The sequence below is a fragment of the Providencia xihuensis genome (assembly GCF_041953405.1).
In the GTDB taxonomy this organism is placed as follows: Bacteria; Pseudomonadota; Gammaproteobacteria; order Enterobacterales; family Enterobacteriaceae; genus Providencia; species Providencia vermicola.
This window is the reverse complement of the sequence record NZ_CP169565.1, coordinates 949242-971768: the sequence shown is the minus strand read 5'-3', so window position 1 is coordinate 971768 and position 22527 is coordinate 949242. Positions and strand designations below refer to the sequence as shown.

General features: G+C 37.5%; 25 protein-coding genes. 10 read left to right on the top strand and 15 right to left on the bottom strand.

The window, feature by feature from the left end; all coding sequences use genetic code 11:
* Nucleotides 1–10: 10 nt before the first annotated feature.
* The 3 genes from ACE2AL_RS04200 to ACE2AL_RS04190 are packed head-to-tail and all read left to right on the top strand — an operon-like array spanning nucleotide 11 to nucleotide 2829.
* The gene (locus tag ACE2AL_RS04200) at nucleotides 11–832 is read left to right on the top strand and encodes an MBL fold metallo-hydrolase (RefSeq protein ID WP_272574354.1); all 822 of its coding nucleotides are present in this window, start codon (nucleotides 11–13) and stop codon (nucleotides 830–832) included.
* A gap of 12 nt (nucleotides 833–844) precedes the next feature.
* Nucleotides 845–2092 carry an MFS transporter gene (locus tag ACE2AL_RS04195; RefSeq protein WP_375084039.1) on the top strand — a complete coding sequence of 416 codons (1248 nt, stop codon included), beginning with the start codon at nucleotides 845–847 and terminating at the stop codon, nucleotides 2090–2092.
* A 23-nt stretch (nucleotides 2093–2115) separates the two neighbouring features.
* Nucleotides 2116–2829 carry an MgtC/SapB family protein gene (locus ACE2AL_RS04190; protein ID WP_206084716.1) on the top strand — a complete coding sequence of 238 codons (714 nt, stop codon included), beginning with the start codon at nucleotides 2116–2118 and terminating at the stop codon, nucleotides 2827–2829.
* A 71-nt stretch (nucleotides 2830–2900) separates the two neighbouring features.
* Here ACE2AL_RS04190 and hypT read toward each other — a convergent pair whose 3' ends face one another.
* A complete protein-coding gene (gene hypT / locus ACE2AL_RS04185) occupies nucleotides 2901–3809 on the bottom strand; it encodes a hypochlorite stress DNA-binding transcriptional regulator HypT (RefSeq protein WP_206084715.1) in 909 nt (302 codons plus the stop codon).
* An 837-nt stretch (nucleotides 3810–4646) separates the two neighbouring features.
* On the opposite strand from hypT, the gene ACE2AL_RS04180 reads away from it, so the two are divergent.
* The 6 genes from ACE2AL_RS04180 to ACE2AL_RS04155 all read left to right on the top strand — a co-directional run bounded on the left by ACE2AL_RS04180 (nucleotide 4647) and on the right by ACE2AL_RS04155 (nucleotide 12196).
* The gene (locus ACE2AL_RS04180) at nucleotides 4647–5378 is read left to right on the top strand and encodes an aspartate/glutamate racemase family protein (protein ID WP_272574454.1); all 732 of its coding nucleotides are present in this window, start codon (nucleotides 4647–4649) and stop codon (nucleotides 5376–5378) included.
* Nucleotides 5379–5456: 78 nt separating this feature from the next.
* Nucleotides 5457–6758 carry an anaerobic C4-dicarboxylate transporter gene (locus ACE2AL_RS04175; protein ID WP_349422251.1) on the top strand — a complete coding sequence of 434 codons (1302 nt, stop codon included), beginning with the start codon at nucleotides 5457–5459 and terminating at the stop codon, nucleotides 6756–6758.
* Nucleotides 6759–7489: 731 nt separating this feature from the next.
* Nucleotides 7490–8563, top strand: a complete 1074-nt coding sequence (locus ACE2AL_RS04170) for a zinc-binding dehydrogenase (RefSeq protein ID WP_375084038.1) — start codon at nucleotides 7490–7492, stop codon at nucleotides 8561–8563.
* A 149-nt stretch (nucleotides 8564–8712) separates the two neighbouring features.
* A complete protein-coding gene (locus ACE2AL_RS04165; RefSeq protein ID WP_370661211.1) occupies nucleotides 8713–9573 on the top strand; it encodes an ABC transporter substrate-binding protein in 861 nt (286 codons plus the stop codon).
* Nucleotides 9574–9729: 156 nt separating this feature from the next.
* Nucleotides 9730–11214, top strand: coding sequence for a sugar ABC transporter ATP-binding protein (locus ACE2AL_RS04160; RefSeq protein WP_272539813.1), 1485 nt, complete (start codon nucleotides 9730–9732; stop codon nucleotides 11212–11214).
* Between the two features lie 4 nt (nucleotides 11215–11218).
* Nucleotides 11219–12196 carry an ABC transporter permease gene (locus tag ACE2AL_RS04155; RefSeq protein WP_375084037.1) on the top strand — a complete coding sequence of 326 codons (978 nt, stop codon included), beginning with the start codon at nucleotides 11219–11221 and terminating at the stop codon, nucleotides 12194–12196.
* 151 nt (nucleotides 12197–12347) lie between these two features.
* Here ACE2AL_RS04155 and ACE2AL_RS04150 read toward each other — a convergent pair whose 3' ends face one another.
* From ACE2AL_RS04150 to ACE2AL_RS04140, 3 genes are all read right to left on the bottom strand, one after another.
* Complete coding sequence (locus ACE2AL_RS04150; RefSeq protein ID WP_206084709.1) at nucleotides 12348–13355, bottom strand: LacI family DNA-binding transcriptional regulator; 1008 nt, start codon at nucleotides 13353–13355, stop codon at nucleotides 12348–12350.
* A 248-nt stretch (nucleotides 13356–13603) separates the two neighbouring features.
* On the bottom strand, nucleotides 13604–14398 hold the full coding sequence (locus ACE2AL_RS04145; RefSeq protein WP_272574451.1) for a sulfite exporter TauE/SafE family protein: 795 nt from the start codon (nucleotides 14396–14398) through the stop codon (nucleotides 13604–13606).
* A 54-nt stretch (nucleotides 14399–14452) separates the two neighbouring features.
* Nucleotides 14453–14800 (bottom strand): co-chaperone YbbN, encoded by a 348-nt coding sequence (locus ACE2AL_RS04140; RefSeq protein WP_272539811.1) that lies wholly within the window; start codon nucleotides 14798–14800, stop codon nucleotides 14453–14455.
* Between the two features lie 172 nt (nucleotides 14801–14972).
* Between ACE2AL_RS04140 and ACE2AL_RS04135 the strand changes: the two genes are divergently transcribed.
* Nucleotides 14973–15848, top strand: a complete 876-nt coding sequence (locus tag ACE2AL_RS04135) for a leucine-rich repeat domain-containing protein (RefSeq protein ID WP_272574450.1) — start codon at nucleotides 14973–14975, stop codon at nucleotides 15846–15848.
* Nucleotides 15849–15897: 49 nt separating this feature from the next.
* On the opposite strand, the gene ACE2AL_RS04130 is transcribed toward ACE2AL_RS04135, so the two are convergent.
* From ACE2AL_RS04130 to ACE2AL_RS04080, 11 genes are all read right to left on the bottom strand, one after another.
* On the bottom strand, nucleotides 15898–16305 hold the full coding sequence (locus ACE2AL_RS04130; protein ID WP_206084705.1) for a DUF3597 domain-containing protein: 408 nt from the start codon (nucleotides 16303–16305) through the stop codon (nucleotides 15898–15900).
* A 184-nt stretch (nucleotides 16306–16489) separates the two neighbouring features.
* Complete coding sequence (locus ACE2AL_RS04125; protein WP_375084035.1) at nucleotides 16490–16870, bottom strand: hypothetical protein; 381 nt, start codon at nucleotides 16868–16870, stop codon at nucleotides 16490–16492.
* A gap of 109 nt (nucleotides 16871–16979) precedes the next feature.
* Nucleotides 16980–17207, bottom strand: coding sequence for a hypothetical protein (locus ACE2AL_RS04120; protein ID WP_272539808.1), 228 nt, complete (start codon nucleotides 17205–17207; stop codon nucleotides 16980–16982).
* Between the two features lie 335 nt (nucleotides 17208–17542).
* Entirely contained in the window at nucleotides 17543–17878 is a 336-nt protein-coding gene (locus ACE2AL_RS04115; protein ID WP_272574448.1) for a DUF6572 domain-containing protein, read from the bottom strand.
* Nucleotides 17879–17887: 9 nt separating this feature from the next.
* A complete protein-coding gene (locus tag ACE2AL_RS04110) occupies nucleotides 17888–18430 on the bottom strand; it encodes a hypothetical protein (protein WP_375084033.1) in 543 nt (180 codons plus the stop codon).
* A 641-nt stretch (nucleotides 18431–19071) separates the two neighbouring features.
* A complete protein-coding gene (locus ACE2AL_RS04105; protein WP_375084032.1) occupies nucleotides 19072–19416 on the bottom strand; it encodes a DUF6572 domain-containing protein in 345 nt (114 codons plus the stop codon).
* Nucleotides 19417–19425: 9 nt separating this feature from the next.
* On the bottom strand, nucleotides 19426–19743 hold the full coding sequence (locus ACE2AL_RS04100) for a hypothetical protein (RefSeq protein WP_375084030.1): 318 nt from the start codon (nucleotides 19741–19743) through the stop codon (nucleotides 19426–19428).
* Complete coding sequence (locus ACE2AL_RS04095) at nucleotides 19724–20029, bottom strand: hypothetical protein (RefSeq protein ID WP_375084029.1); 306 nt, start codon at nucleotides 20027–20029, stop codon at nucleotides 19724–19726. Before ACE2AL_RS04095 ends, ACE2AL_RS04100 begins: the two co-directional genes overlap by 20 nt.
* A 9-nt stretch (nucleotides 20030–20038) precedes the next feature.
* A complete protein-coding gene (locus ACE2AL_RS04090; RefSeq protein ID WP_375084028.1) occupies nucleotides 20039–20461 on the bottom strand; it encodes a hypothetical protein in 423 nt (140 codons plus the stop codon).
* Between the two features lie 61 nt (nucleotides 20462–20522).
* Nucleotides 20523–20924 (bottom strand): hypothetical protein, encoded by a 402-nt coding sequence (locus tag ACE2AL_RS04085; protein ID WP_375084027.1) that lies wholly within the window; start codon nucleotides 20922–20924, stop codon nucleotides 20523–20525.
* Nucleotides 20921–22441: a VENN motif pre-toxin domain-containing protein gene (locus tag ACE2AL_RS04080; protein ID WP_375084026.1), complete on the bottom strand. Its 1521-nt coding sequence runs from the start codon at nucleotides 22439–22441 to the stop codon at nucleotides 20921–20923. Before ACE2AL_RS04080 ends, ACE2AL_RS04085 begins: the two co-directional genes overlap by 4 nt.
* Nucleotides 22442–22527: the final 86 nt, after the last annotated feature.

Sequence of the window (22527 nt, the reverse complement as noted above, 5' to 3'; positions counted from 1 at the left end):
GGAAATTATCATGAAAATTCATTTTTTAGGCACTGCGGCTTCAGAGGGTATACCAAACCCTTTTTGCCGTTGTGAGCACTGCCAAAAAGCAAGGCAACTTGGTGGTAAAGATATCAGAACTCACTCCTCTGCTATTGTGGATGATCTCATGTTGATCGACGTGTCTCCCACATTTAGTTATCAACTCATGCGTGATGGAATGGATGCAACCCATTTTGAAAGCCTGCTATTCACTCACACTCACCCTGACCATTTTAATGTGGGCGATCTGTTCAGTAGAATGGAAGGTTATGGCTTTGAAATTCACCATCCACTTCATATATTTGGCAACGATCGTGCAATCAATGGCTGCCTTGAAGTGCTACCGGGGTACAGCAAAGAGCGTTTCGCTTTTCATTGTTTAATCCCTTTTGTCACCGTTGAAAGAAATGGATATAAAATTACCCCATTACTAGCAAACCATGCGAAATGGGAGCTCTGTTATGTCTATCATATTGAAAAAGATGGCAAAGCGATTTTCTATGGCCACGACTCAGGCTGGTTCCCAGAACTGACTTGGCAATGGCTTGAAAACAAACCGCTAGATATTGTTGTATTCGAATGCACTTATGGACTAAATGGCAATAACCGTACCGATAACCATATGAGCCTAGAAACCGTCTTTGCAGCACAAGAAAGGCTGCAACAACAAGGTTGTTTGCATTCTAATACTCAAATTGCCGTTTCTCATATTTCACACAGTGGTAAATTACTGCATGAAGAATTAGTGGCGGTTTGTGCTCCTTATAATATCCGTGTCGCGTATGACGGACTAACGTTAGAAACACATTAAGAGGGAAATAAAATGGATATGAAAATCACTTCCCGCTTGCTGATCATGATGTTTGTGCAATATTTCATGCAAGGTGCGTGGAATATGACGATGGGACTGGTATTAAGCACCTATGGTATGGCACATATTATTGGTAATGCTTATGCGTTATTAGGTGTCGCGACCATTATTTCACCGTTATTTATTGGTATGGTTGCTGACCGTTTCTTTGCATCACAAAAAGTGATGGGGATCCTTCACTTAATTAATGCCGCCGTCATTTTATGTGTTCCTCAATTTATTGAGGCACAAAACAGTGGCATGACCCTATTTTTGATCTTTATTATTGGCCTGCTGTTTTACCCAACAACCGCACTTTCTAATAGCATCAGCTTCTCCCATATTAATGGTGTGAAATATTTCCCTATCATTCGTGTATTCGGTACGTTTGGTTTTATGGCTATCGGATTTATTTTAGGGGAAATGGGCTTCTCGGGCAGTACCATGACATGGTATATCGCATCTGCAGTTGCAGTCGTATTAGGCTTTTACTGTTTTACACTGCCAAATACGCCACCAAAAGCTAAAGGCAAACCGTTCTCCACACGCGATATTTTATGCTTAGACGCATTGTCATTATTTAAAGACCGCTATTTCGCTATTTTAATGTTTAGCATCTTTGTATTAATGATTCCAAAAACAGCTTATTCCGCCTATATCCCTGTGTTTATTAAAACGCTTGGGTTTGATAATGCTGCTTCTATTATGCAAATTGGTATTGCCTGTGAAGTGCTGTTTATGTTCTTCCTATCGTTCTTCTTGATGAAGTTCGGTTTTAAAATCACTTTATTATTAGGTGCAATTAGCTGGATTATTCGCTCAACATTATTTGCCTATGCTGCGGTCGATACCAGTTTATATTTTATTGTCTTTGGGTTGATGCTTCAGGGATTATGTTGGGACTTCTTCTTTACCGCTGGCGATATTTATGTCGACCGTAAAGCAAAACCAGAAATCCGCGCACAAGCTCAAGGATTACGCTTTATTATTTCAAACGGCTTCGGTTTATTATTTGCCTCCACGATTTGCGGGCAAATATTTAACTCAACAGTCACGGAAAAAGGTAGCGAGTCCTTACCACAATGGGAAACCTTCTGGCATTACCCTGCTATCGTCGCTGCCGTTGTCAGTGTGTTCTTTATCTTCTTCTTTAAAGATGATGTTTCTAAAAAGAAAAATAACGACGATAAAAAAGCACCAGAGGGCGCTGTAGCACCGTAATTCGAAATATACAGAGGTAAGCCATGGATGCTCTTATGCAGTTTGTCGACACCATTGGCCCTTTGTCACTATCAAGTATTGCTAAATTACTCGCCGCCTTTATTTTAGGCGGCTTTATTGGCTTAGAACGTGAATCAAAGGGAAAACCTGTCGGCTTTAAAACCTGTGTCATTATTGCTGTTGCTAGCTGTTTATTAACCATCGTTTCTATTCAGTCTGCCGAATATTACGCCAATATTTCAGATAATATTCGCAGTGACCCAATGAGATTAGCGGCGCAAATAATCAGCGGAGTGGGCTTTTTAGGCGCGGGCGTTATTTTACATCGTCGTGATGATGCGATTTCAGGACTGACAACCGCAGCGATTGTTTGGGCTTCAGCTGGCGTTGGAATTGCGTGTGGTTCTGGCTTTTATTGGCACGCATTAATTGTCACCATTCTTTTTTTCTTGGCGATTCAACTGAGCCCACAAGTGGCATTGTTTCAGATGAAAAATCAAAAATTAGGCAAGATTAAAGTTCGAATGTTGTTTACCCATGAAGATGGCGTCCCCTTACTCATTGAGTATTTAAAACAACATAAAGACATTATTGAAAACCTAACAATACGTGACATAAAAAAAGAGCGAGTAGAAGTCAATTTAAAACTGGTGGTTCGCCAAAAAACCACATTGCCTGAATTTTATTGCTCGTTAAAACAGCTATCTTATGTTCATTCTGTTTCTTTAGATCACTAATATTCAATGACTATATGGTACAAAACCCGCGACTAAAGCGGGTTTTCTCGTTATAGGATTTCTATTAAGTTTTACAAATGCTTTAAATCCTCTGGAATATTTTTCTTCAAAATACGCCAAAAATCCTCTGCGGTTTTATTTAAGCGAGTGTCCATACGGTAAATGTAAGCTTGAATTGGAATCGTCAATTCTGGGGTATCAAGACAAACCAATTTCTTTTCTTTCAGCTCATTGACCACAGAGTAAATCGGCAGCCATGCGATGCCATGACCATCCAATGCCATATTTTTCAATAATTCACTCATGGAAGACATAAACAACGTTTTTGAACTAATTGCACCGAACTCGCTTAACCTGCGATTAACTAACCGCCCCATATAAGAAGCACTCGTATAATTCAACAAGGGAACTTGGGGTTGGTAAATATCGAATAACGGTTTACCAAATTCATCTGCGGCACAGATAGGGTAAAGCTCAGACTCAAAAACATTCAAGCAGGAAAATGGCGATTGCATTAAATCCTCATCATAAAATGAGATGATAAAATCACTTTTCCCTTCTCTTAGTGCATTAACCACCTGTACCACGTCAATGGCTTCAACATGATAGACAAATTCTTCCCCGAAACCTGACAATGCGTGAACTAGTTTGGGTAGCAGTGTTAATGATAAAGAATGGGCCGCCGCAATTTTAATATTAGGTAAACTTAAAATATTATGCCCAGAGAGTTCATTTAAATTACACTCTAATTGCTGCAACAAGCTACGGGCTTGAGAATGAAAAACTTTGCCTTCTTCAGACAACTGCAAGGGGGACGTGGTTCTATCAAACAATTCGACACCGATCGCCTCCTCTAACGCTTTAATACGCCGACTAAAAGCGGGTTGAGAAATGTTTCTCTGCTCAGCAGCATGGGAGAAATGTCGACAAGATTCCAAGGTTAAAAAATCGTACAACCACTTTGTTTCTATATTTTTCATGTTATTAAGCCTTAAGCAGACTCGCTGTTAAAATATATACGCTAAATCATTCGAGTTGCATGTAGGCGACAAGTGAAGATAGACCGATGAGCATACAAAAGTATGTGATTCGGCTATCTGAATGCAGTCAACACCCATGCAGCTTGAAAAAGTGACTAACCTATATACGCTAAATCATTCGAGTTGCATGTAGGCGACAAGTGAAGATAGACCGATGAACATACAAAAGTATGTGATTCGGCTATCTGAATGCAGTCAACACCCATGCAGCTTGAAAAAGTGACTAACCTATATACGCTAAATCATTCGAGTTGCATGTAGGCGACAAGTGAAGATAGACCGATGAGCATACAAAAGTATGTGATTCGGCTATCTGAATGCAGTCAACACCCATGCAGCTTGAAGGATGACGCGTATAAAATAATAATGATATTCTTATTGGTATATTTAGTTAACTGTCAGTTAAATTATCATTCATGGATTGTATGTCTATTATTTGTATTATGCATAAGGTTATCGTTTTAAACATTAATAAAAATCAAAATTTATTTTCTATTAACTAGAGCATTATCGTGAAAGCCAATTATATTCAGGCTTTGCCTTTCATTTCATTGAGCTCCTTCGAGTTAACATTAAAATCTTAATGCATATCTTGCATCATCCCATACTTACTTGCATTTCTCTTACCTAAAAAACATTGCTAAAAATTAGACACCGATTAATTAGAAGCAATCGTTAATAATTAATTAAATAATGTATCTCATGTTAAATAAGTTAAGCAATATCGCGTTTAATTTATCTTAAATCAAAAAAGATAAAAATCGCAGGAGTGTAATAATGAAAGGTTTAATTGGTGTATTAGGTGGAATGGGTCCAGCAGCAACCGTCGATTTATTTAATAAATTTGTAACATATACTATTGCTAATAAAGACCAAGAACATATTCCATTAATTATTTCATCTATTCCTGATATTCCAGATCGTACAGAAGCATTGCTAAATCACGGAGTCTCACCACTCCCTTTAATGACTAATTACTTAAAGAAACTTGAAGATGCAGGGGCAGAATGCATTGTTATCCCTTGTAATACTGCACATTTTTGGTTCGATGAACTAAAAAATACTTGCCATGTGGATATGCTGAGTATTGTTGAAACCACCATGCAAGAGGTTCTACTAACTAAGAAAAAAAATATTGGCTTATTAGCAACTAACGCAACTATGTATATGGGGCTTTATCAAAAAAGTATTGAACAAAAAAAATTAAACTGCATCACTCCCGATGAAGAAAGCCAGAAATTAGTCATGAAAAGCATTTATTTATTAAAATCTGGAAATAAAGATGCAGCAGAAGAAATTATGAAGTCGCAAGCTGAATTATTATTTTCACGTGGAGCTGAAGTCATTATTTTAGGTTGTACTGAAGTCCCTGTTATTTTAGCCAATGAAGTTAAAAAACACCCTAATAAGTATATAGATTCAACAGGTTCTTTAGTTAGGGCTAGTATTCATTGGTATGAAAATAGAGTTGGAAAATCGCATTTAATAATAACCGAAAATTTAAAGTAAATATTTAATCATTATTAAAAACAATCAATTTTAGAAATTTTATTACTAATGACAATATATTGTCTATTGGAGACGATTATGGTTTGGCTAGAGATCATTGTTGTACTAGGTGCTATTTTCTTCGGTATACGCATGGGCGGAATTGGTATTGGCTTATGCGGAGGATTGGGGTTGGCAGTATTAACCATTGGATTTGGTTTGCCAATAGGTTCTCCCCCTGTTGATGTTATTTTAATTATTATGACCGTTGTTGTCGCTGCATCAGCATTACAAGCGGCTGGAGGAATGGACTATTTAGTGCGCCTCGCCAGTACATTTATGCGTAAAAATCCGAAGTACCTAAACATTATTGCGCCAATCACCACGTGGGTGATGACCATTATGGCTGGTACGGGATTTATCGTATTTTCAATGCTTCCCGTCATTGCTGAAATAGCCAAAGACTCGGGTATCCGCCCTTCTCGTACACTGGCAGGCTCCGTTGTTGCTTCACAAATAGCCATTTCAGGTTCTCCGATAAGTGCCGCAATGGCGGCAATGTTAACCATTATGGAAGGTAATGGCGTTACCTTTATTGTTGTTATGTCAGTGTGTTTACCTGCATCCTTTGTGGCTGCAATGGTTGCTGCATTTATTGCGTCACGCCAAGGTTGTGAATTGGAAGATGATGAAGTTTATTTAGACCGCTTACAAAAAGGGTTAGTCCATAAATACGAAGAGAAAAAAGGCGAAAGTACTACCCGTGAGAAATTTTCAGTTGTCGTTTTTCTTATTGCAACCGTTGCGATTGTGATATTGGCAGCTTTCCCTCAATTACGCCCAGGTTTTGATATCGGCAAACCGATGGGTACCCGTGATATCATCATCATCTGCATGCTCAGTGCAGCCTGCTTGATGGTTATTTTCTGTAAAACATCACCAAACTCTATCGTTTTAGCACCAACGTTCCGTTCAGGAATGAGCTCTCTTGCTGTCATATTGGGAATTGTGACATTAGGCACCACTTTTGTTGATGCCCACATGGATCAAATCAAAGCTATCGCAGGGGATGTATTATCTGCCTACCCTATATTGTTAGCTGTCGTACTGTTTTTTACCTGTGCATTGCTCTACTCCCAAGGGGCAACAACACCACTAATCATTCCACTGGCCATTGCTTTGGATGTACCAACATGGGCTATTTTAGCGTCGTTCGTTGCTGTCACTGGCGTGTTTGTTTTACCCACTTACCCAACGTCATTAGCAGCAATCGAATTTGACTCCACAGGTTCAACCCGTGTCGGAAAATATATTCTTAACCATCCCTTCATGCTACCAGGGTTAGGTGGAATTATTGCTGGGGTTGTCTTTGGATTTATTATCGCACCGATGATTGTTTAACTTGATGAGTTAGGTCTAATCCCTCACTCATTACTATAAATAAAAACACCTATTTCCTTACAAAATGAAGTTATTAATTGGTATTTTTTTGGCTTTATTCTTAGTTGAATTTATTAAATACTCTACAGAATAGAGCCTTTTTTCTTTCAAATCTTATTTATTCATACTCAATCTTGATAAAAATTTAATTTGCAGCACTTATTACTTTCATGTCTAACCATAAAATAATTTTTAATAAATAAAATTTATACTGATTTTCGATTTTTAATCACCTTATTCAATGAAAATGAAATTAACTTTCATATAAAAATGTGAGCTGAAATGTTTTTGCATGAATTATCCACTTCTGAAAACAGTTAAAATAATTATACTCGGCTTCATATTCATTTCTTAATAACCCTAACACGAGGAATGAATTTTATTTTATTACTTATTTTTCATCGTGTTAGATACCTATGATTGACGTTTTTCACCCCTTTGACGGTGCTCTAAAAGCAATTAAAATTAAGAGTTAAATCACAAATCTTAGTTTTTCTTCTCTGCACCTTCAAAAATGACGACGTCGTCATATTAAAAATAAATTATTTTATCTATAACATTAAAGAACCATTTTTCTTACATTCGTATCCAAATTTATCGTTAAGCGTAAAAATTAAAGTCATTTAGAGATAAAAAAACGCTTAATGTTGACGTCAACATTAGGGCTAACAACTAGAAAGAGGTTTTAGAACATGAGTAACCTACCTGAAAAAATGAAAGCCGTTGTTTGTCATGGTCCCCATGACTATCGTTTTGAAAATATTAGAAGACCTACAGCTGGCTTTCGAGAAGTTGTCATTAAAGTCGATGGCTGTGGGATCTGTGCGGGTGACTGCAAAGCCAATGATGGCGCACAAATGTTCTGGGGGGATGACCCATGGATCAAAGCCCCTGTCGTACCTGGTCACGAATTCTATGGCAGAGTCGCAGAATTGGGCGAAGGGTCCGCTGAAAAATTCAAATTAAAAGTGGGTGACCGTATCCTCGCAGAACAAATCGTCCCTTGCTGGGAATGTCGTTTCTGTAAATCAGGTAAATACTGGATGTGTGAAACCCATGATATCTACGGTTTCCAAAAAGAAGTTGCCGATGGTGGGATGGCTGAGTATATGCGTTTTTCTGAGCGCGCTATCATTCACAAGATCCCAGATGAACTTTCCGATAAAGACGCCGCATTAATTGAACCAATGGCCTGTGCCATCCACACCGTTCGCCGTGGTGATATTGATTTAAATGACGTCGTCGTCATTGCAGGTGCTGGCCCGCTTGGTCTGTGTATGATCCAAGTTGCAAAACTCAAAACACCAAAAAAATTAGTCGTGATCGATGCTATCGACGAACGCCTTGAATTAGCGAAAAAATTTGGTGCTGACGTGGTGATCAACCCACTGAAAGAAGATGCCATCAAGTTAGTCAAAGAGATGACGGAAGGTTACGGCTGCGACGTTTATATCGAAGCGACAGGTGCCCCTGTTGGCGTAACCCAAGGATTAGAAATGATCCGTAAACTTGGCCGTTTCGTTGAATTTAGCGTATTTGGTAAAGAAACCACAGTTGACTGGTCAATTATTGGTGACCGTAAAGAACTTGATATCCGCGGTGCGCACTTAGGCCCATATAGCTATGAGGTTGCTATCGATCTCTTTAGCCGTGGCTTAGTCAATGCTGATGATATCGTTACCCACTTCTACTCCATCGATGATTGGGAAGAAGCCTTTGTCATGGCGAAATCTGCCGACTCAATTAAAGTCGTCATCAAGCCATAGACATGCACTAACTGTTTGTAATAATTAATAATTTAAATAAATACTAGACGAGTAAGACCCTACATATAATTAAACGCTCTTTAGGAGAACATCTTATGTTGAGTAAATTCAAAAAGTTAGCTGTAGCAGCTAGTGTCCTGACTTTAGGTATGGCGTTCAACGCTACGGCAAAACCTGTTTCAGTTGGCATGTCGTTTCAAGAATTAAACAACGAATATTTCGTCACGATGAAAGAAGCTCTGGAGAGCGCAACTGGCGATATGGGTGCTCAGCTGTATATTTCCGATGCGGCGCATGATGTCTCGAAACAAACCAGTGATATCGAAGATATGTTACAGAAAAAAATCGATATCCTGCTAATCAACCCAGCGGATAGTGTTGGTGCAGAAACGGCAGTACTGGCAGCGAAAAAAGCGGGGGTTGTGGTTATCGCTATCGACGCACAAGCGAATGGCCCAATTGACTCCTTCGTCGGTTCTAAAAACTACGATGCTGGCTTAATGGCGGGTAAACGCTTAGGTGAAGCACTGGGTGGAAAAGGTGAAGTCGCCATTTTAGATGGTATTCCAGTTGTGCCAATCCTCGAACGTGTTCGTGGCTTTGAAGCGGCAATGAAAGAATATCCAAATATTAAAATTGTTACTAAGCTGAATGGTAAGCAAGAGCGTGATACTGCGATGAATGTCACAGAAAACATGCTGCAAGCTAACCCAACTTTGAATGGTATTTTCAGCGTTAACGATGTGGGCTCACTTGGTGCATTAGCGGCTATCGAATCTTCAGGCCGTGACGTAAAACTTGTCAGTGTTGATGGTTCGCCTGAAGCCGTTGCTGAAATTGCGAAAGGTAACTCACCGTTTATCGCAACTTCTGCACAGTTCCCACGTGACCAAGTTCGTATCGGCTTAGCAATGGGTTTGGCAAAATATTGGGGTGCTAACGTACCGAAAGAAGTTCCGATTGATGTTAAATTAATCGACAAAACAAATGCGAAAGATTTCCACTGGTAATCGAATATTGACTCATTAATTGTATTGCACCTGTACCTATGTATTGGGTGCAATACCTTCTCATAACAATTAATAATTAAATGCATATTGGAATCACTTTATTCCAGATGACTTTGTTACCCATTTTTAAGCGGTTAAGAAATATAGGGAAGCAATATGATGCAATTATTAGCATTACAAGATGTCAGCAAAACTTTCCCTGGAGTTAAGGCGTTGGATAATATTAATCTCTCCCTTGAAAAGGGTGAGGTTCACGCGTTATTAGGTGAAAATGGCGCAGGTAAATCTACGCTAATGAAAGTTTTATGTGGGATTCATAAACCTGATAGTGGAAAAATTCTGATAGAAGGCAAAGAACATATTTTTCATAACTACAGAGATGCTATCAAAGCTGGTGTAGGTATTATTTTCCAAGAATTCTCTCTAATTCCTTATTTAAATGCGTTTGAAAATATCTTTTTAAATCGTGAATTAAAAAATAAATTTGGTTTATTAGATAGAAAACTTATGCGCCAAAAATCTCAAGCTTTACTCACAGAGCTTGGTGTTAATATTGATATTGATGAACCCATTATCCATTTAAGTATTGCAGAGCAGCAATTTGTTGAAATTGCCAAAGCACTTTCTTTAGACGCTAAAATTTTGGTATTAGATGAGCCGACTGCAACATTAACACCTAATGAAGCAAATCATTTATTCGATGTTATGCGCGATCTAAAAGCTAAAGGTGTTGGCATGTTTTTTATTTCTCATCACTTAGAAGAGATTTATGAAATATGCGATACCATCAGCGTGTTACGTGACGGGCAATATATTGGATCACGCAAAGTCGATGAAACAGACTTAGATGTCATTATTGAAATGATGGTTGGCCGAGAAGTAGAAAATATTTATCCACATAAGCGCGAATTCTCCCAACAGGAAATTATTCTTGACGCTGAAATTCAACGTTTCTCAAATAGCCCTGTTAACCATCTTCAATTGAAAAAAGGTGAAATTTTAGGGCTAGCAGGCCTTGTTGGTTCAGGGAGAACTGAAACTATTCTCGCCATGATTGGCGCGGATAAAGCGTATAAGAAAAAAGTCACTTTAGAAGGCAAAGAGGTCAAAATTAAATCTGCGGCGGCGGCACTGCAATTAGGTATCGGCTTATTACCTGAAAGCCGTAAAACCCAAGGTTTAGTTTTACCTTTCTCAGTCAATGAAAATATTTGGTTAAATAACCATGCGCAAAAATTGTTTTTAATCCAAAATAAAAAAGAACTCACTTTATCTATTGATTTAATTTCTCAAGTAAAAGTTAAAACACCAGAACCTCACACTGCGGTTTCCACATTAAGTGGTGGTAATCAGCAAAAAGTTGTTATTGCTCGCTGGCTAAATAAACAAGCCAAAATTCTTATTTTCGATGAACCCACTCGAGGTATTGATGTTGGGGCAAAATCAGAAATTTATCAGCTAATGCGCTCACTCACTGAAAAAGGGATCTCCATTATTATGATCTCCTCTGAATTACCCGAAGTTATTGGTGTAAGTGATAGAGTTTTGGTCTTTCGTGATGGTGAAATTGCTGCTGAGTTAAGTGGAGAAGATATTAACTCAACTCAGATTATGGTACATGCAGCTGGCAATATTATATAGGATAATGACTATGTCTAATCAAAGTGCAATTCCACTAACTAAAACTAAATTTAGTTTTTCTAAATTAACAAAAATACCTGCATTCTTACCACTTGTTGGTTTAATTCTTTTATTTACCTGCATGTCCATTTTTAATGAGCATTTTTTAACGGTAAATAACCTTTCCACCATTGCACGACAAGTTTCAATTAATGCCATTATTGCTATTGGTATGACGTTTGCCATTTTAACTGGCGGAATTGATTTATCTGTTGGTGCCGTTATGGCTTTATCGGGCACCTTGATGGCTGGCCTAATGAAATATTATGGTATGGATCCATATGCAGCCATTGCTCTGGGTTTATTATCAGGGATTGCATTTGGTTTTATTAATGGAATTTTAGCCGCTTACGGTAAAATGCCTCCCATTATCGTCACATTAGGCGCGATGATTATTGCGAAAGGTTTAGCGTTAATTTATACCGGTGGCTATCCAATATCAGGATTACCCAAAGAATTTGCCTTCTGGGGCCGTGAAGAGTTAATGGGCATTCAAGTGCCAATTTTATTAATGCTTGGCCTTTATCTTATTTTTTACGTCGTCTTAAACCACGTCTCATTTGGTCGTTATATTTACGCTATTGGTGGTAATGAAGAAGCCGCTCGCTTAAGTGGTATCCGCGTTGAACGCTACAAAATGTTGGTGTATGTAATAAGTGGTTTTACTGCTGCATTTGCGGGTTTAATTTTTACATCACGCGTCATGAGTGGGCAACCTAATGCAGGAGTCGGCTTTGAACTAGATGCGATTGCCGCAGTGGTTTTGGGTGGCGCTTCCATTGCGGGTGGACGTGGTATGATCATCGGTACATTAATTGGAGCCATGATCCTCGGCGTATTAAATAATGGATTGAATTTACTAGGTATTTCCCCTTACGTTCAATACATTGTGAAAGGCTTAATTATCTGGGGTGCAACATTTATTAGCTCAATGAAACGCTAGATTTTTCATAATTCAACCTTATCGGTTAATTGCCTGTAGATTATGACTGTCAATTAACCGATTTTTTTAATCACAAATTAAAGTGAAATATAAAATAGTAAAGGAAAGATAATCGGATAAAAGAGCCCCTTAACGAGGCAATTATATATTATTAATAAATAACAAGCTTACCATCAACAAAAATTTGTTTCGTTTCATGGCCTTTATTTGTATCACGCTCTATTTCTGAGAATAATAATTCTGTGGTTAATTCCCCAAGGTAAACGGAATCATGATGAACACCAGAAATAGATAAATGATAGGTATCTGCATAAGGTGGTAAATCGACTGAAAAATAACGGCAAGATAGCCCTAATTCCGCAATTATTTTATACATTCCCGCGGTAATAATTCCATTTAGCCCAACAATATACATTCCTGGAGTGTATAGATCTTGAACTTTTTGTCTTAAATACGCTTCATCTTTTTTATTAAACATATAACTACTATATAAGACATTAAGGTTTTTTCTATTTGGAAAGCTTGCATATATTCCTGACAAACGAGACAAGCTGATTTCTGAATTTTTAGGGCCAGAAATAATTAACGTATTTTCGCTATTTTGTTCATTAAGGAATTTTCCTGTCAATGCACCAATTTCAAAGTTCTTCAAAAATAACCCAGAATATTTTTTCTCATAGCCATAAATCGCACGGTCGACAAATACTAACGGAACATTATGTTGGTCGATTAATGAAAGATAACTAGGCTGGTAGTCTTTATCATCACGCACTGGTGATAGTAAAATGCCACTCGCCTTATAGCTAACGAGTGTTTCGATTGCCGTTTTCTCCGCTTTTTCATCACTATCTGAATCAAAAATCATCACTTGATACCCTTTCTCTTTTGCTAAACGAGAAACGGTTTGAATGAGAACAACATAGAAAGGGTTAAATGTACTGTCAGTAACCACACCAATTATGCGGCTATTTTTATTTTTCAGATTTCGTGCAAAAAGATTGGGAACATAGTTGAGTTCTTGAGCAATCGCTAATATTTTATCCCTTGTTTCTTTCTTTACCATTTCGGGATGATTAAATGCACGTGAAACGGTAATATCAGTAACATTTGCACGTTTAGCTATATCAATTATTGTTGTTGAGCTATCTTGTTTTGTCATAATTATATTAGTCAACCTTTAGTGCCCCCCTGATTGATATAATCAAAAATCCTTTTAAGCTATTATCAGAGAAGATGAAATGCGATTGTTCATTATACCGCATTGAAGGTGAAGATAAATCGTTTTATTCACTAACAATACAATAATCCGTCAATATGAAAATCATGTTATACACTATTGAATATAAAAACAGTTAAATTGCTAGTTGAATAATCTAATTTGTTAACATTTACCTTTAAAGCACAATTTCATAAAACATTTAACTCATCTAAGACTGAATAGATTAAGCTAAAAGAAACAATAATAATTAGGCTTGCAAATATATTTTTAACTAATTTTATTGAAATATAATTTATGATGACTCTCCCTATTAGTAAACCAATGACACAGGATGTGATAAATATTAAGCTAATTTCCTTAGGGTATTGAAATCCATTTAAAATATTGATTAAAATACTCACACTACCGATACAAAAAATCACCATCAATGATGTTGCAATAATACTTTTTATATTTAAATTGGATACCTTTCGTAACGCAGGAACAATCACAAAGCCACCACCAACACCTAATACCCCTGTTAAAAGCCCTGCAATAATTCCTATACCACCTAATATCGACGCTGTTTTTATATTCCAAATAAACTTCCCCGTCTCTTGGCTAATTTGGCACGGCGCATCATTTAATTCAGCCATTTGAGCAAAAAAAGTACGATATGCAACATAAAGCATCACTAAGCTAAAGATTAAAGTCAGCCAAACAGGCGTAATTATTTGAGCAAGAAAAATACCATATTTAGCAAAAGGAATGCTGACTATCGCTATCCATATAGCGGCTTTATATCGTATTGTTTTGTTAATAAGCCCTTGAATAACACCAATAAAAGCAGCTAATGTTATTGCTAGAAGTCCAACAGGTGCAGCAAGCGCCACCGTCCAATTTTGGCTTGCCATCAACGCAGGAACCGCTAAAATACCACCGCCCGCCCCTGTTAACCCAAGCAAGCATCCAATCAGTAAACCTTCAAAAATCAATAGCAGCATAACGATGAGCTTATTATTGTTATAAAGAGGAAAAAGCCACTTTAAACCGAACGCCTAATTAACACAAAATATTTGGTTTAACGTTTCTACGGCTTGAGTGAAAGAAACCTCTCCCGCAATCACTTTTATCAATCGAGACTCTTTAAAAATAGCGATTGTTGGGACAGATTTAATTCCATATTTAGGCGCTAATATGGGGGACTGAGCGATGTCAACCATACCGAATTTAACCGCACTTTTTTCAAAATGATTCGCCAATTGTTCAAAAACAGGCTTCATCTTTTTGCAAGGGATACACCATGACGCTGAAAAATAGACAACAACAACGGGTGAGTCTTGCTCTTGCGGGTTATACAATGTGCGTGAGAAACTTTCGCTATCTAACAATAAAATATTAGGCATCTAAACCGCCTTGGCTAGTATTGGAATCCTATTAATTGCTTAAACTGTATCATAGGTAGCAGCATGATTAATGACTTAAAAGGCCATTCAATTCAATCTTATTATGTTGTTCATTATTCTATTTTTTACAGATAAACTGCACATAATACGTTCTATTAAAGTGAGGAAGGCGATGCTACACCAACATTCCAACTCTGAGTTTGAACTCAATCTGGATTCAAGCTGTCGAGAAGAAATTGATACGCTTATTTTAGCGCCTTTTGATTACAGCTTGGTAAGCGCCTATAACAATAATCTCAGTGCATTTCCCTACCGAGTAACTCACTGTGAAAACCTAAAAGTGCTTAATCTTTCTTGTAATCAAATTCAATCGATCCCCGCAGAAATAGCAAAGTTAACGCGGCTCAAAATGTTAGATTTAGGGCACAACCATATTGTTGAAATTTCCGATGAAGTGGGTAACCTGCATCAATTACAATTCCTCTATTTGAGCGATAATGGCATTCACACTTTACCAAATTCATTATCTCAGTTAAAAAATCTGGTTTATTTCAATGCAACGGATAACTTGTTAACGCAGATACCCTCTTGGTTTTCTCAGTTAAAAAATCTTAAGGAACTGCGTCTGTATAATAACCAAATAGAGCGTTTTTCCAGCTCACTTTCTCAATTATCCAATGTGCATGAAATACACTTGATGAATAACTGTATTTCAGAGCTTACGGATAATATTTCGGGCCTATCTTCTCTTCGTATTTTGGATCTAAATCAAAATAAAATTCACACTATCTCCCCTGCAATATCTGCACTTAAGAAATTGCATACTTTAAATTTAAGGTTTAATCAGTTAACTCAACTACCTGAATCAATAGGTGAAATGCTATCTCTCCAATACTTGGATTTACGTGCCAATAAACTTCAAACATTACCCGACAGTTTAATAAATTTAACTGACCTCATTAAACTCGATTTGCGGTGGAATAGCTTTACAGAGGAACCAAAAGTGATTAAAGCGCTAAGAAATAAAGGCTGTACTATTTTTATTTAATGGTGACTTTAAGCGTGCCGTAGTCAAAACGCTACGGCACCACTGAGACTTATTTTTTGAGTTGATTCACGAGCTCATTCACATTACCACCCGCTTGCTCTAACTGCTTAATCACTTCTTTAATTAACCATACATTCATGGTTGCAGTATCACTTGTATCACCTTGATAACCTAGCTCTGCAGCAAGCTTTTTCCGCGCCGTTAAGCTATTATCCAAACCTAATAATGTTAACAAATCAACAATAGACACTTTCCAATTAAGTTTTTGCGGGTAACTTTTTGCCAAGCCTTCTAACACAGCTATGGCATCAATTTTATTATCTGAAATAGCATCATTACTGATATTAATATTGGCTCTAATCGCTTCCGTCATTGCAGCAACAGGGTCTGCACTATTTTCTATTTTGGCATCCGCGGGTTTAAAGACCTTAGTTAAAATCTCTTGGAAAAAGCTCATAAGTCCCTCTCTCATATTGTGCTAAAGGATAATATTCTTCACATAAACTATAGCACCCTACGCTGATAAATCTATTTTTCTACTTATACGCTAATGTGGATATTTTTAGGTAATCAAAGTTGGATGACAGTATTAGCTACAGACTAAATCGCTCACTAGAAGGTTAAAATAAATTAATTATTTTTTATAAAAATTTATAATAACGTTGCTTAATTCTTAGCATTGATTTCTCAACTGATATTTTATCCGTAGGATTATCAATGACATAATTGTCTGATATATATTGCATTAACTCTATAAAAATAGACACTGTCATTTTGGTACTTTCCAGCCCACCAACGTAAAACTCAACAGAATTAAAGTCATTTGGATCATCATAATCACCATCCAATGCAAAATCGAATCCTTCACCTTCACCATTACTAATGCCATGAGATGCATCATAAAGAAATTGTCTATATGTTATTTTTTCCCTTTTAATCAATGATTCAACCAAATAATAGAGATCTCCACCCTCATGACTTATTAAATAGTTTTTTGTTTTTTCCAGCCAACTAAGGTCCATAAACTTTTACTCCAAAAACTATTAATTCAGCGTTTATTTCTCACATATCTTTTTAAAATTAGCCAGTATCACTGTGATATCAACTAGCTGTAAAAACCTGTAATGCCAATCATATCGTCAATCTCAGACAATGTCTTTTCTTGCAATAATTCAAAATAAAAATGAGTTTACCTACAAACGGCGCGACTTCATATATACCCACCGTAATATCAAAACCGCCTTTGCCTGCATTGATACCCGTTTGTTTATCCACCGATTGATAATCACTGTGCATCTCGGTTTTATTCACATTCACCGATGCCGTGGTATTCAACCCTGTGCCAATACTGCCCGACAAGCTGCCACCTTTTTGCTTCGAATCGTATTTGTCGGTGGTTTGTTCGGTGTTTTTGAACAAAAAAAGAAAGGGAAATAACACGATAGGCTTGCAATATTTGGATGGGTGATTAAAGAAGAAGGGGTTAAAACCAGGCAATATACAGTGGGCTACGCCCCTAACCGCGGTAAACCCAACCCCAATCCATAGATGAGTATCAGCAGTAATTGCCTGAAAGAGTTAGGTTTTAAGTGGGGTGCACTACACCCTCACTCGCCAAGCCAGACAGTTGATTATCCAGTTAGCAGAGGAGTGAGCGAAGTAGACTAAGGATGATCCCAGTCTAGAACTGGGACTTATTCATTATCTACTTCATATCTTAACGATGTATTGATAGTAACCAGTATGTCTTTTACCTTTTCAAGAAATTCAATACATTCTGATGGTATTTCATGCAGAAAGAATATTTCGATCAAAAAATTATTAATTCCTTTCGATTCAGGGAAAGCTTCATATACCTCTTTACTTTCAATAAAACGAATATAACTATTAATTTTCTCTTGTAATAAATATAAATGTTCAAGTATATCGTCATTCCAACATAGATGATCAGTTATACCTAATCGAACAAGATCTGTATTATCTTTTGGTATACCAATCATATCTACTTTATCGGTATCTACTATTGACATTTATTCCCTCTATTTTTCTTTATCTGGTCTGACAATTTCGCCTTTAGTTGGAGGTAATTTTGTTCCTCCCTCAAAACCAGGTTTGCCTTCACCGACTATTATCCCACCATTTTTTTCTAAATCTGGGTATCCTATTTTTTGATTATCGGTTAAAGGTGCCGTTTGTGAACTCTTACATTCAACGCAGTTTATTACTCCGTTCTTATCTTTACCGATCATATCAACCCTAACTTTAGTCCCACTCTCAGTTTTTATTGTAATTTCTCTCTGAGAAGTTATGTTTTCTTGTTGATATTTTTCATAGTGTTTTTGCTCAAACTCCTTGCCTTTTTCACTATTTTGCTGAACATTTGTTGGCGGATTTGGTGATGGCACTTTCCTCTTAACACCATTTTCAAAAGTATAGTATCCACCATTATTACTATAAACAGTGTTTCCTGATGCATCTGTCTTGCCAGTATTACTATGCCCCATCAATAATGGCTCTAGCATTATCATATTGAAATAATGGAATAGAATACGTAATTGTTGCTCCAGTGTTTGGGTCAACATAACTTACTGTAAATTGCTCATTCGCAAGCTTATCACGTAATTCAGCATACTCTGGCTGATTACCAATTTGTTCCAACTTTTCGTAATACGCTTTTTCAGGGGTACCTTCTGCAAATCCAGCAGAGCATTTTAGTAACGCACAGGATGCGGCATCTAGCTCTTCTTTTTTTGCAATACCTTGAGTTGTGAATTTATCAATAACGTCTTTTTCTAAATGATTAGCAAGTCATTATTTTCAACAACAACTAATTCCATTGCGAAACGGGCAGATAAAACCATTTTTTATTAGTCTATTCAGCTGGTTAGTATTAAATTTCCAAAGGTTTTTTTAACCTGCTGAGCCGATTTTCCCGACGTGTGTTTTGAGATTAAAGATAGAAGTGAAGGCAGATAAAGAATAAGCTCAAAAAACTAGATAATACTCAATGGGTTATCTGAAGATCCGAGGTAAGCCCAATCCTAGCCTCAACTGACCACTAGCGGTAAGTGGTTGAAGGAGTTGGGGGTTGAAGTAGGCAGTCACTACACTCTCACTCACCAAGCCGGACAGTTGATTATCCGGTTGGCTGAGGGGGAGTAAAGCGGTTAAGTAGATCCCTGTATGAGGCAGGGATACACTGTTCTTAAAGTAGTACAAGTACTTAATCTTTAATATTTTTTTCTTCATATGTCAGTTGAATTTTAATAGACGACAAAATTTCACTAACTCGATTTATAAACTCAATACATTCATGAGGAATGCCATACTTAAAGTAAATTTTAAACATAACCTCCTTTCCAAAGGCATCTGGATATTTATCTAACATTTCTCCACTTTCAACAAATTCTATATATTTATTAATTTTTTCTTGTAATTTATATAAATGATCATTGATATATTCTGACCACTGTAAATGATCTGTAATAACTAATATAACTTGTGGAGGCACTATGTCTTCGCAAGTAACTGTAATTAAATCGATTTTATTTAAATCTTCTATAGACATGTAATATCCTTAATTATCAGTTGCTTTTGGTCTAACAACTTCAACTTCTGTCGGTGGTATTTTAGTTCCACCTTCAAATCCAGGCTTTCCTTTTCCAACAATGGTTCCGCCTTCAGCTTTAAGTTCAGGAAAACCTTTTTCTTGGTTTTTAGTGAATGGAGCCGTTTGAGAACTCTTACATTCTATACACTTAATATTTCCATTTTCATCTTTAGCCATTATATCAATTCTAACTTTAGTTCCTTTATTTGTTTCTATAGTGATTTCTCTTGAAGGCGTTTTTAAACTAGGATTTGATTTTATTTCATCAAAAAATAGAGCTTTCAAACTCCTTACCTTTTTCGTTATTTTGCTGAACATTTGTTGGCGGATTTGGTGATGAAACTTTAGTTTTAACACCATTTTCAAAGGTATAATATCCGCCATTATTACTATAAACCGTGTTTCCTGATGCATCTGTCTTGCCAGTATTGCTATATGTACTTCCTTTCGGACCGACTATTGCGTTATCTTTTGCGCTGTAACCAGTCGGTAATTTAGAACCTTTGCCTATAATGTTGACTTTGGAGCCACCCTTGGAACCAATAGCGCCTACCGCAGACTCCATCAACATCAAATTACGTTATTCTTCTTGTACAAACTGAGCAGCATCCGCAACCGTCATCCCTGAGTTGACTAACTCTTTCTGGCGTAATTCTGTGTCGAAGAAACCGGTTAATGGACCTTGACCGTTATTTGTCCAGCTTAAATTTTCAGAAACCCCAATTTTGCCACCTTCTCGATAGCCCCTGACTGCTAACTCTTTCCCTAATTCATGGTTGATGAAGGCTAACTCTTCACGACTCAGTTCACCATTTAGCGCCATTTCTTTCAAGGTGCTAATCGTAGCATCGCTCGCGGCACGATAGTCTGCCCAAGCAGCTTTACGACAGGCATCATCTTGGCAAGAAGTTAGCTTATCACGCATCGTTTCAACCGACGGTAATCCTTTATCTAAGATGCGTTGATTTAGCTCTTTTGCTTTACCACATGCCGCCGGTGACATGGTTAAGCAATCACTTTGGGCTAACTTTTCAGAGGATAATGCATTATTCTCAACAATAACACTATGTTACAGATAAAATATAACGATCATTTTCTAGCTCATCAGAATTCAAATTTACTAAAACATGATTTCCATTCGGGTTAATTAATATCCACTCGAATGGATCAACATTTTCATTTGATATTAAACAATTGGTACTCAAAAAATTGCATAATTCTTTTACTATTTTAATGGCTGTACATGTTATATTTTCATCTCTTATAAAGACCATACAACTCAGTGAAAAGTCACCCTCTATAGGAGTAGTAATACACCATATTTTTATTTCATCACTTAATGGTGTATCAACATAATCATCTGATATAAATATGTTTTTCTTTAAGACACAAAAAGCAGTAGCCATAGCATTTTTTAAATCTTTTTCAGTTACGTTTTTTTCAATGATGATATCAAAACCACTCATTTCTGGTTCCTTTTCCACGTATCAAGAGCTTTTATTTTAGCTTCAGAGCTCGTATTCATATTGGTCAGAATATCTCTAGCTTTTTGTGTATCGCCAAATTGTTTGTATACACCGAGAGCTTTAAACTCGGCTCTAGTAAGAGTTGTAAAACCAGCTCCAGAAACAGGGTATAAAACACCCGATTCTTTTCGCTCATAAGTTCTATTATTAACTGTGATTGTATTTCCTTTAATTGATGCTTCACCATTTTTTATTGCAGCCATATCTTTTGCTACATCTACAGAATTATCGATTACGGTATTTAGCTCTTTTGTTGTCGTTTTTTGATTAATACTATTAAAATTATGTCTACTGTTTGGTGTTTTAATATCATTAACCCAATCAGGCAACTGATTTTTGTTAGCAATTATATTGCTATCTTTAGGAGATGTAACTCCTGGTTTAGTAGTGTTTGAACCATCAATAACTTGGTTACCTTTCGGTGGAACTACATTTGGCTTAGCAACATCTTTTCCGAACTGTTTAACTAACGCACCTGAGTTCGCAATTGCAGACATTCCACCAAAAATATAAATAGAACCGACATAGACTCCTGCACGAGTGCGTGCTTCTTCATCGGTATAACCGAAATTTTTAAAGGCTTCAGTATAGGACTCCAACAGATTGTACGCCTGCTGTGCCTCTGGTGAAGTTGAATTCAATAATCTTTCGATTTCTTGATAACCCGCTTGTGCTGTTTTTGGGTTTTGATACGTCAAACTGACGTAAGTATCTATCGTTTCGAATGCATCTTTTCTAGCTGCGGTACATTCAGGCGAAACACCTCCGGCACAGGTATCAAGTAATCTTTGTGTTGTCTCCGTATCTTTAATTCGCAACTCAGCCAGTTTCTGTTGCTCGACTTCCGTGATCTTACCTTGCTTCTCTTTCAGTTCCAGCGATGTCTTCTGGCGGTGCTCTGAGTCGCTCAGATAGTTATTCTCAACCGTGGTCTTCCCTGCCTCTGCGGCATTTGCCGCACTCGACGTATCCCCGCCGACTAACCCTCCCGCTATACCCGCGGCCAGGCTCGCAAACGCACTCACCGTCGATTTTTCATCTTCCGTTAGCTCACTTGGCTTTTTCTTATACAGCTCTTGCGACAGCATTCCCACCGCTTCTGCCGTCATCGCACCTAATGATTGCGCTCCTGCATTTTCACCTTTTGCCAGCGCTAATGCAACATTCGCAATACCGTGCGCCGCTATACGACCCTCTTTATTTTCAGCTGGGATATGTTGCGCTATTTGATTCGCGATATACGGCGCACTCGCATTCGCCACCGCTTTATTTACATCCCCATTCACCAAGCCTTGGATTAACGCTGTGCCCGACTCCACTATGCGGCGTTTATCACCTCCCACGCCCCATTCAGATTTGTTAACTTGAGCTTGAATAGCATCTTCTCTTTCCTTGCCACTCAACTCAGGGTGCGCTCTATCTACATCCTTCGTGGCTTTTATGGCTACATCCGTCACCGCAATATCCGTAATCTGCTTACCTAACTCGTCGACTACCCTGTGCCAATGCTACCCGACAAGCTACCGCCTTTTTGCTTCGAATC